Genomic DNA, 8,894 nt, shown 5'->3' on the forward strand with positions numbered 1-8,894 from the left:
CCATAAAACCACTCCTGTGCAAGCACATCGTGATTTCAGGCTTTTGACCCTGGCATCATTTTAATAACGGCTCGTTAAGTTCTTCTGCACCTTCCACACGGAACAGACCATCCCGGATAATATCCGCAGTACTGCCGTCCGGACGGATCACTGTAATGGCACCAAGTTCATCATACGGAATGGTGATATCCGTATGGCAGTTAAAGTATGCCTTTGACATATCCTCTTTACGAAGCAGGCTCTTCTCATTATCCCGTGCAATGATCTCCTTGCCATTCGGGTTGTATACTGCGGTATCTTCCGCATGGGAATAGCAGGTATCTCCTACTGCAAAATGCGGACCTGTCTTTTCTGCAATCAGGATTGGAAGTTTCGCTCCAATCTGATATTCTTTTGCCATACGGTATGCGGTTGTATTGGTACCGATGGCAAACTCGCCCATCGGAAGTGTCTCATGACGCATCAGGATATTGTCACGGATATATGCCTTGTTTTGTGCTTCATCTGCAAAGTTTCCACAATTATAACGCTCGATCATACCGTCCCTGAACACAATCTCCAGATCAAGATACTGCAGACCGTTCAGGAATACTTCCGATACATGCAGTGTTCCGTTTGTTCCTGCCAGAACCGGAGACGTAAACACTTCACCAACCGGAATATTGACATCTGCCACACAGTTTTCAAAAATGGTCTGTTTGTCCGGATCGGTCAGCGGATGAAGGGCTACGGTCAGATCGGTACGATTGCCGCCACGACCGGTAATGTGTACTTTTGTACCACTGTCCAGTACATCAATGATACACTGCTGCATCTTCTGATACTTTGCATAATCCAGTGTATTGATCACAACGGTTTCTGCAAAAATTTCCTTAAACTGATCACCGATCTCCGGAATCGGATACGCAATGATGGTAAAGCTGCGCTCCTCTCCTTTGATATATTCGTTTGTGATCTGACCGGACATGGAGGCATTGTAAACCACCAGTTCCTGCTGGCGGTCATGATAATGAATAGACGCCTCTTTTTTCTCCGGAGAAAACGGTTCCTCACCGAACACTTCCAGCACAGCCGGTCCGCCATGTTCTGCTGCCTGAATCTTATGCTGCTCAAATACGGTGCGCAGTACTTCCAGACGACGCTCCACAAATGCTTTGTCAAAATAGAACGCTTTATCTTCTTTATGGTCAAAATCATACTGGCGGTTTACACTGGTTGCATAAGCACAGCGTTTCGAAGCGCCTCTGTTATGAAACGAAGAAGACGCCTCTCTGCTGATCGTTGCCTGCAGTCCGATTTTTTCAAAATTCCGGATCGCGGCACGGATCATACGCTCAAATCCAACCTGATAGTGGATCTGCACCGTCTTTTTCTTCTTGATATCCTTGCCTGTAATCTCAAATCCAATGCGGTATCCTTCTGTATAAGTGTCCGCCATGCTCTGAATCTCTTCCTCGGAAAGTTCATTTAAAAATGCTGCTATACCGAGTTCGTTTTCTCCGATATAGAATCCATATTGATACAGATAACTGAGATCCGACAGATCTGCTTTCATAATAATCTTTTTGTACAGACTATCCACCGGGTCGATCATTTCCCGGATCTGATTCTCCACAAAGACTTCACTGTAATCATGGAAATACCAGTAAATCGTCTGTTTTGCTTCCTGTACATCTTCCTCTTCAAAACAATTGTACACCTGTACAAAAAGTTCTATCAGTAAAGTCAGTTCTGCCAGTTTTCCCTCAAAGGCATAAGCAATCGCCACATCCAGCTCTGCCCGCAGAAAACTAAGCAGTTCTCCTTCTTTTTCTCCAAAAACAGTAACTGCATAGGCTGGATTTGCATAACTCTCCGCATAATAGGCCGGAAGCATATGATGATACAAAAACTCCTGATCTCCCTTGCAGGTCTCCAGACTGCGCTGCTGCAAAGTTCCCGCTATTGCCATCTGACATAATTCCATCGTTTTCTCCAGATAAGCTGCTGCCTCTGAAAAATAGTCTTTGTAACATTCCGGCACCTGTGGGTCTTTACTGATCTCCACGATCCGCTCCGCCACCAACTCATATCGTTCTTTCATTGTTTCATCTAAAAAATTATTCCAAATGCTGTCACCCATATTATTTTTCTCCTACTGATTTTTATCCTACCAGACCGAATATGTACATGCCGCCAAGACCAACGGTAAGCACTGCACCGAACACAATGCCAAGTCTCGGAAGCAGCGGTCTGATTTTTGGCTCTTTTACTGCAAAAATACCACAGAACAACGCTCCCAGTGCCAGGATCAGTCCGATCAATCCCAGACCGCCTACTTTATATCCGCCTTCACCGGATGCAAGAAATGACTGTACCACTGCCGCTAAAAACACTGCCAGTGCAGCCATTGCCGTACAAAAAGACAAAATCCCGGTAGGGGAATGTTTTAAATCCCTCATCCGGGTCTTGCGTGTCCGGCGAAAATATTTTCTTCTGTTGCTTGCCATACGTTGCCTCCTCATTTATTCACATGCGCCGCAAAATATATCTGCGTTACCTCGCCGACATACTTCACAGGCACCGACAGTCTGAAAAAATTTATGATCTTTCTTTCAGCCTTCTGGCATCGGCATCCCGGTCCCGCTTACGCTGCATCAGTGCATAGACCAGATACCCTAATATTCCACCGATTGTATTCAGGAAAATATCGTCCACATCAAAACAGCCGGTTTTAGTTATAAGCTGGATACATTCCACGCTCAGACTCAATTCAAAACTCGCCAGTGCTGTGAACCAGAATTTCCTTTTTTTCTGCCCAGGATCGGAACCAGAAAACCAAATGGCATAAAAATAGCAATATTCCCAAACAAATTGGAAATCACTGCCACTGGTCCGAGAAGATCTGCATACACAATAAACCTTCGTATCTCCCTGAACGGAATTAAATTATAATGATAACTGCGCTCAATCCCGGTCCGGTCCAACATTTCTGCAAAAAACAGGAAATAAACCAGACCGGCGATATACAGCACAAATAATATTCTGCATAAAAGTCTAATTTGTTTTTTATGATTATTTATAAACATTGCCGCAATGCTTATTTTGCACCATACTGCTCATAATATGCATCAATGGCAGCTTTTAATTTATCATCAATCACAACTTTGCCATTGCACTCACGGTTGTAAAGATGTTCTACCACCTCTGCCATAGTTACGATGGCATTTGTCTCAAAACCATAGAGCTCCTTTACTTCCTCGAGGGCACACTTCTGACCGCCTTTTCCAATCTCCATACGATCCAGGGATACCATCAGACCTACGATTTCCACATTTGCCGCACCGCGTACCTTCGGGACAGTCTCTTCCATGGATTTTCCGGAAGTGGTAACATCCTCGATCATAACGACGCGGTCGCCGTCCTGCAGTTTGCTTCCAAGGAAACTTCCTTTATCTGCTCCGTGGTCTTTTTCTTCTTTACGGTCAGAGCAGTAACGGATCTCTTTTCCGTATAACTCGCTGTAAGCGATAGCTGTCACGACACTGATCGGGATTCCTTTGTATGCCGGTCCGAATAAAACGTCAAAATCATCGCCGTATTTATCGTGAATTGCTTTTGCATAATACTCGCCAAGTCTCTTTAACTGGGAACCTGTCACATATGCTCCTGCATTCATAAAAAACGGAGATTTTCTGCCGCTTTTCAGGGTAAACTCTCCAAATTTTAAAACATCACTTTCTACCATAAATTCGATAAATTCCTGTTTGTACTGTTCCATGTACTCATATCCTCCTTATTTAAACCGTTTTCCGGGATTTTTCTTTTTCAGTTCTGTATTTTCCTTGCAAGTTTCTTCCGTTTGCAAAAAGCAAAGCGAACATTCACAATCCGCTTTCGCCACCTGCTCAAAACTATGCACAGATATAAATTAGTATACTATGTGGATGTTAATTTTTCAACTGACAAGACAGAATTTTATCGCGTATTTTTCCACCTGTTTATACGTGTTTTTCATATCCTGTTTCCCTATCTCTGACCACATCTGCAAAGGCCCGCATCAATTTTGCCGTCAGCCCCCAGATGACATGTCCCTCATACTGATAAAAACAAACTTCTTCCTTTCGGCTGCGCCAGCGGTACTCCCGTCCGCCACAGATCCGTTCATAGGGAAAATCCTCTCCGGGTTCCACCTTTGCCCGGATCACATAACATTCCGGATCCGTATGTAAAAAGAATTCCAACGGAACTGTAAACACTTCCGCTACTTCTGCAGGATTGAAGGTGTTCTGATACCCCTTTACCTCCGTTGCAAAAGAATGCATCACCAGACTGCCTCCGCTATATAGCTTATCCATATCACCAAGGTAACTGATCTGATCTTCCTTTAACAGTAATTCTTCCTTCAGTTCACGCAATGCTGCTTCTCTGGGCGTCTCACCTTTCTCCACCATACCGCCGGGCAGACATACGTCCCCCGGCTGATGTGCTATGGTGGCAGCACGCACTTCAAACAACACGTCATATCCACCGTCTGTATTTTTCAGCAATGGAATACAGACTGCTGCCTGATGGCACTGATCCATGTCGATAAACGTCGGTTCATGCTGTGCCAACGTTTCTTTTAACCACGTATACTGTACTCTTTTATTCATTTCTGTATGATTGTCACGCATTTCATTCTCTGTCTTTTGATTCTTATCATTCATCATCTACTAATTATTTGCAATACCCATATTCTACTGTCCATACTTTTTTACATCATTATACAATTACTTTCATCGTTTCTACACAAAAAATATCATTCACTCTTTTTCTCTTTCGAATGATTATCCTGTCTCACATTTTTTATAGCCAAATTTTCTGCAAGATTTCTTTCAATCCATTTGCCGAATGACGGAGTTCCTTATTTTCCTTCTCATTTAACGGAATTTCCAACACCTGCCGCACACCATCGTCTCCAACAATTGCCGGCACACTGATACACAGATCGAATAGTCCGTATTCCCCCTGCATCAGGCTTGATACTGGCAACACTGCGCCCTCATCCCGAATCAGCGCCGCCGCAATACGCGTCACCGCCATGGCCACACCGTAATAAGTAGCACCTTTTTCTTCGATGATCTGATATGCACTTTCACGCACCCGGCGATAAATCTGCTCCATCGCCTGTTCATGGTCATAATGGCCTCGAATTTCACAAAAATCATGAATTGGAATTCCAGATACGTTGGCACCGCTCCACACCGCAAGTTCACTGTCCCCGTGTTCTCCAATGATCATGGCATGTACACTGGCAGAATCCACCTGCAGATGTTCACTGAGCAGATAGCGAAACCGTGCGGAATCCAACACCGTTCCACTTCCGATTACCCTCTCCTTCGGATAACCGGAAATCTTCCATGCCGCATAGGTCAGAATATCCACCGGATTGCTGACGATCAATAAAATCCCCTCGAAATTCTGCGCTGTGATCTGCGGAATGATAGTTTTCAATATCTCTACATTTTTGTGCACCAATGCCATGCGGCTTTCTCCGGGTTTCTGTGCTGCACCTGCCGTAACGATAATGAGCCCGCAGTCTCCCACATCCGCATAATCTCCCGCATAGATCTGCATCATATGCGCAAATGGCCGTCCATGGGCGATATCTGCTGCCTCGCCATGTGCTTTTTTCTGATCTGCATCGATCAGCACCAACTCCGAAAAAAGTCCTTTCTGCATCAGTGCAAATGCCGTGGATGATCCCACAAATCCACATCCGATGATTGCTGCTTTTTGTCTGTTCATAACCTTTTCCTCCAGGTCAGTATAGTGATTTTCTACATAATTCTATACTTTCCTGAAACGATACTTTTTATACAGATAGCAAGCAGCATTCCAAATCTCATTTACCGTAAAACGGACATTCGCAATCCACTTTCACTACTTGCTCATGAACGCAGTCGCTTTGCGGCCTGAATCCTATTATTTGCAAAGCAGTCTCTTCGGATTCTCCCGGTAAACCAGTTCCTGCATCTCAGCTGTCAGCCCCTGATCCATCGTTTCTGCCAGTTTGCAACACAGTGGCAACGGTGTGAACGGTGTATCACTGCCATACAAAATATGATCCTTTGTGGTCATCTGGCATAAATTTCCATACTGCTTCGGCATGGCGGTTCCACCCAGATCATAATACAGATCTGCCAGACATTTCCGGATATCGACACTTCCGTCCGGGCAGAGCATTTTTGACATGGAAGCCACACGATCACTGATGATCGGCAGATAGGCTCCCGCATGAGGGATCACAAAACGGATCTTTGGATATTTATTCAATGTTCCTGTCAGGATCAGATTCATCACCGCACGGCAGGTATCAAAGAAAAACTCCATCATCGGATAGGGTAAGTTCTCATTGACCCCCTGCGGAATTGCTGCCGGTTCCGTCGGATGGATCAGCACCACTGATTCTGCCTGATTCAAGACTTCCATCACCGGATCCAGTCTCGCATCCCCCAGATACAATCCGCAGGAATTGGTCTGTAAGGCAAATCCTGTCACATGCAGCTCGTTCCGGCAATACTTCACTTCTTCAACTGCCGCATCAATTTCTGGCAGCGGCAGACTTGCCAGCACACCGATCTGTTCCGGATATTTTTTCATCAGCTCAGCTCCATATTCATTGGATGACCGTGCCACCTCAATGGCCTCCCCTACATCTCCCATATGTAAATGCGGAGATGAAATAGAGAGTACGCTGTATGTGATTCCCAGCTTTTCCATAAAAGACAGCTGAATCTCTTCGTTCCACTCCGGCTTCGGAAAACCGCCGTCCAACAGTTTCATTCCCCGCTTTTCCAGCATCTGATCATATGCCGGTGGAAAATAATGTGCATGAATATCTATTTTTTCTCTCATAAAATGTTCCCTGCCAATCTGTTTTTTATCACTTATTTTCTGATATCACTTTATCTACGATATTTTATATCTGTAAAAGCATAAATTCCTACACTCATGTTTTAATCTCTTTTCCTGTCGTCTCTGATATTTCCGGCATCTATATTTTTCTGAAAAAAGTTTTCAAACGCATAATCCCACAGTTTCTGTGAACCCTCGGCTGTATGTGCATTCCGCTTCATAATCTGGCTCATTGAAATCCCTCGTTCTTTCCATGCCACACCACCATTCGCTGCATTCAGCATCGCCGGCTGGATATTATCCATAGTATGTGCAAATTTGGCTTCCGCTGTCTCACCCTCCTCGAATTCTTCCCAGATATCCCGCAGTTTTTTCTTCTGATCCTCCGGAAGCAGTGAATAGATACGGTCTGCTGCCCGGCTCTCCCGCTCATGCTGTGTTTTCTGACCTTCCTCATCATACGCATAGGTATCCCCTGCATCAATTTCCACAATGTCGTGGATCAGAAGCATAGTAACTGTCCGCAGCACATCGATTTTTTCATTGGCATACTCTGACAGCAGCACTGTCATGATCGCCATATGCCAGGCATGCTCTGCATCGTTTTCCCTGCGGACGCCGTCTGACAGCTTTGTCTGACGCTGAATAAATTTTTCCTTATCTATTTCTTTTATAAAATCAAACTGCCGTTCCAGCCGTTCTCTGTCCATATATGCCTCCTGTAAAATGACTTTTTCCTATTATTATAGGCTACATCCCATGCAATAGCAATTTCTACCTTAATTTTTATAGGAAATAGGTATCAAATCTTGAAAAATCATGCTCAGATGCTATAATGAACAATGGTTATTTAATCAACAGATCATAATAGAACAGTTTTAGAGGAGATTTTTATGGGTACCATTTCGATTCCAAAAAATTATAAATCTGACCTCAATCTGCATGATACTCAGATTGCGATCAAGACAGTAAAAGATTTCTTTCAGACCCGCCTGGCACAGGAGCTGAACCTTGCCCGCGTGTCCGCACCACTTTTCGTAGATCCGGCTTCCGGTCTGAACGACAACTTAAACGGTGTGGAGCGTCCGGTAAGTTTTGATATTGCCGAGCAGAACGGACGCACCGGTGAAGTTGTACACTCTCTGGCCAAATGGAAACGTTACGCACTGAACAAATATGATTTTGAAGTCGGTTCCGGTCTGTATACGGATATGAATGCGATCCGCCGTGATGAGATCACAGACAACATCCACTCCATCTTTGTGGATCAGTGGGACTGGGAAAAAGTAATTGAAAAATCTCAGAGAAATCTGGATACATTAAAAGAAACCGTTCGTCAGGTTTACAAAGTACTGCGTAAAACAGAAAAATATATGTCTATTCAGTATGATTATATCCATGAGATCTTACCGAAAGAGATTTTCTTTGTAACAACACGCGAACTGGAAGAAATGTTCCCGGATAACACACCAAAGGAACGTGAGTATTACATTGCTCAGGCAAAAGGAGCTGTCTGCATTATGCAGATCGGTGATAAACTGGAATGTGGTGAGCCACATGATGGTCGTGCACCGGACTACGATGACTGGGCATTAAACGCAGATATCGTTGTATACTATCCGGTTCTCGATATTGCACTGGAGCTTTCCTCTATGGGTATTCGTGTAGATGAAATATCTTTAAAAGAGCAGCTTGACAAAGCAGGCTGCCCGGAACGTGCAGAACTTCCGTTCCAAAAAGCAATTCTGGAGAAAAAACTTCCATACACTATGGGCGGCGGTATCGGCCAGTCCCGTATCTGTATGTTCTTCCTGCGAAAAGCACATATCGGAGAAGTACAGTGTTCTCTGTGGCCGGAAGAAATGGAAGCTGAACTGAAGACAGCTGGTATTCAGTTACTTTAGTTTTTTTGTAACAAACAGGCTGGAACAGAACTCCGGGAAGATACGGATTCTGTTTCCGGCTTATTTTATCTCAGTTGAAGTCAGCTTTCGCTGACCAGAATCACGCACCAA

The 8,894-nt window shown here is 44.4% G+C and carries 10 protein-coding genes; 1 reads left to right on the forward strand and 9 read right to left on the reverse strand.

Annotation, left to right across the window (positions count from 1 at the left end; all coding sequences use genetic code 11):
• Positions 1-55: 55 nt before the first annotated feature.
• The 9 genes from HMPREF0373_RS13120 to HMPREF0373_RS13155 all read right to left on the reverse strand — a co-directional run bounded on the left by HMPREF0373_RS13120 (position 56) and on the right by HMPREF0373_RS13155 (position 7,589).
• Positions 56-2,122 (reverse strand): aminopeptidase, encoded by a 2,067-nt coding sequence (locus HMPREF0373_RS13120; RefSeq protein ID WP_021740233.1) that lies wholly within the window; start codon positions 2,120-2,122, stop codon positions 56-58.
• Positions 2,123-2,144: 22 nt separating this feature from the next.
• A complete protein-coding gene (locus HMPREF0373_RS13125) occupies positions 2,145-2,489 on the reverse strand; it encodes a DUF6142 family protein (protein ID WP_044964462.1) in 345 nt (114 codons plus the stop codon).
• A 91-nt stretch (positions 2,490-2,580) separates the two neighbouring features.
• A complete protein-coding gene (locus HMPREF0373_RS17660) occupies positions 2,581-2,751 on the reverse strand; it encodes a VanZ family protein (protein WP_341348900.1) in 171 nt (56 codons plus the stop codon).
• On the reverse strand, positions 2,748-3,068 hold the full coding sequence (locus tag HMPREF0373_RS13130) for a VanZ family protein (protein ID WP_021740236.1): 321 nt from the start codon (positions 3,066-3,068) through the stop codon (positions 2,748-2,750). Before HMPREF0373_RS13130 ends, HMPREF0373_RS17660 begins: the two co-directional genes overlap by 4 nt.
• 11 nt (positions 3,069-3,079) lie before the next feature.
• The gene (gene pyrE, locus HMPREF0373_RS13135; RefSeq protein WP_021740237.1) at positions 3,080-3,760 is read right to left on the reverse strand and encodes an orotate phosphoribosyltransferase; all 681 of its coding nucleotides are present in this window, start codon (positions 3,758-3,760) and stop codon (positions 3,080-3,082) included.
• Positions 3,761-3,980: 220 nt separating this feature from the next.
• A complete protein-coding gene (locus tag HMPREF0373_RS13140; protein ID WP_021740239.1) occupies positions 3,981-4,691 on the reverse strand; it encodes an NUDIX hydrolase in 711 nt (236 codons plus the stop codon).
• Between the two features lie 136 nt (positions 4,692-4,827).
• Positions 4,828-5,769: an L-lactate dehydrogenase gene (locus HMPREF0373_RS13145; RefSeq protein WP_021740240.1), complete on the reverse strand. Its 942-nt coding sequence runs from the start codon at positions 5,767-5,769 to the stop codon at positions 4,828-4,830.
• Positions 5,770-5,946: 177 nt separating this feature from the next.
• Positions 5,947-6,879 carry an amidohydrolase family protein gene (locus HMPREF0373_RS13150; protein ID WP_021740241.1) on the reverse strand — a complete coding sequence of 311 codons (933 nt, stop codon included), beginning with the start codon at positions 6,877-6,879 and terminating at the stop codon, positions 5,947-5,949.
• Positions 6,880-6,980: 101 nt separating this feature from the next.
• Positions 6,981-7,589, reverse strand: coding sequence for an HD domain-containing protein (locus HMPREF0373_RS13155; RefSeq protein WP_021740242.1), 609 nt, complete (start codon positions 7,587-7,589; stop codon positions 6,981-6,983).
• A 183-nt stretch (positions 7,590-7,772) separates the two neighbouring features.
• Between HMPREF0373_RS13155 and asnA the strand changes: the two genes are divergently transcribed.
• Positions 7,773-8,783 carry an aspartate--ammonia ligase gene (gene asnA / locus HMPREF0373_RS13160; RefSeq protein WP_021740243.1) on the forward strand — a complete coding sequence of 337 codons (1,011 nt, stop codon included), beginning with the start codon at positions 7,773-7,775 and terminating at the stop codon, positions 8,781-8,783.
• The last annotated feature ends 111 nt before the right edge of the window (positions 8,784-8,894 follow it).

The sequence above is a fragment of the Eubacterium ramulus ATCC 29099 genome, assembly GCF_000469345.1.
Lineage (GTDB): Bacteria > Bacillota > Clostridia > Lachnospirales > Lachnospiraceae > Eubacterium_I > Eubacterium_I ramulus.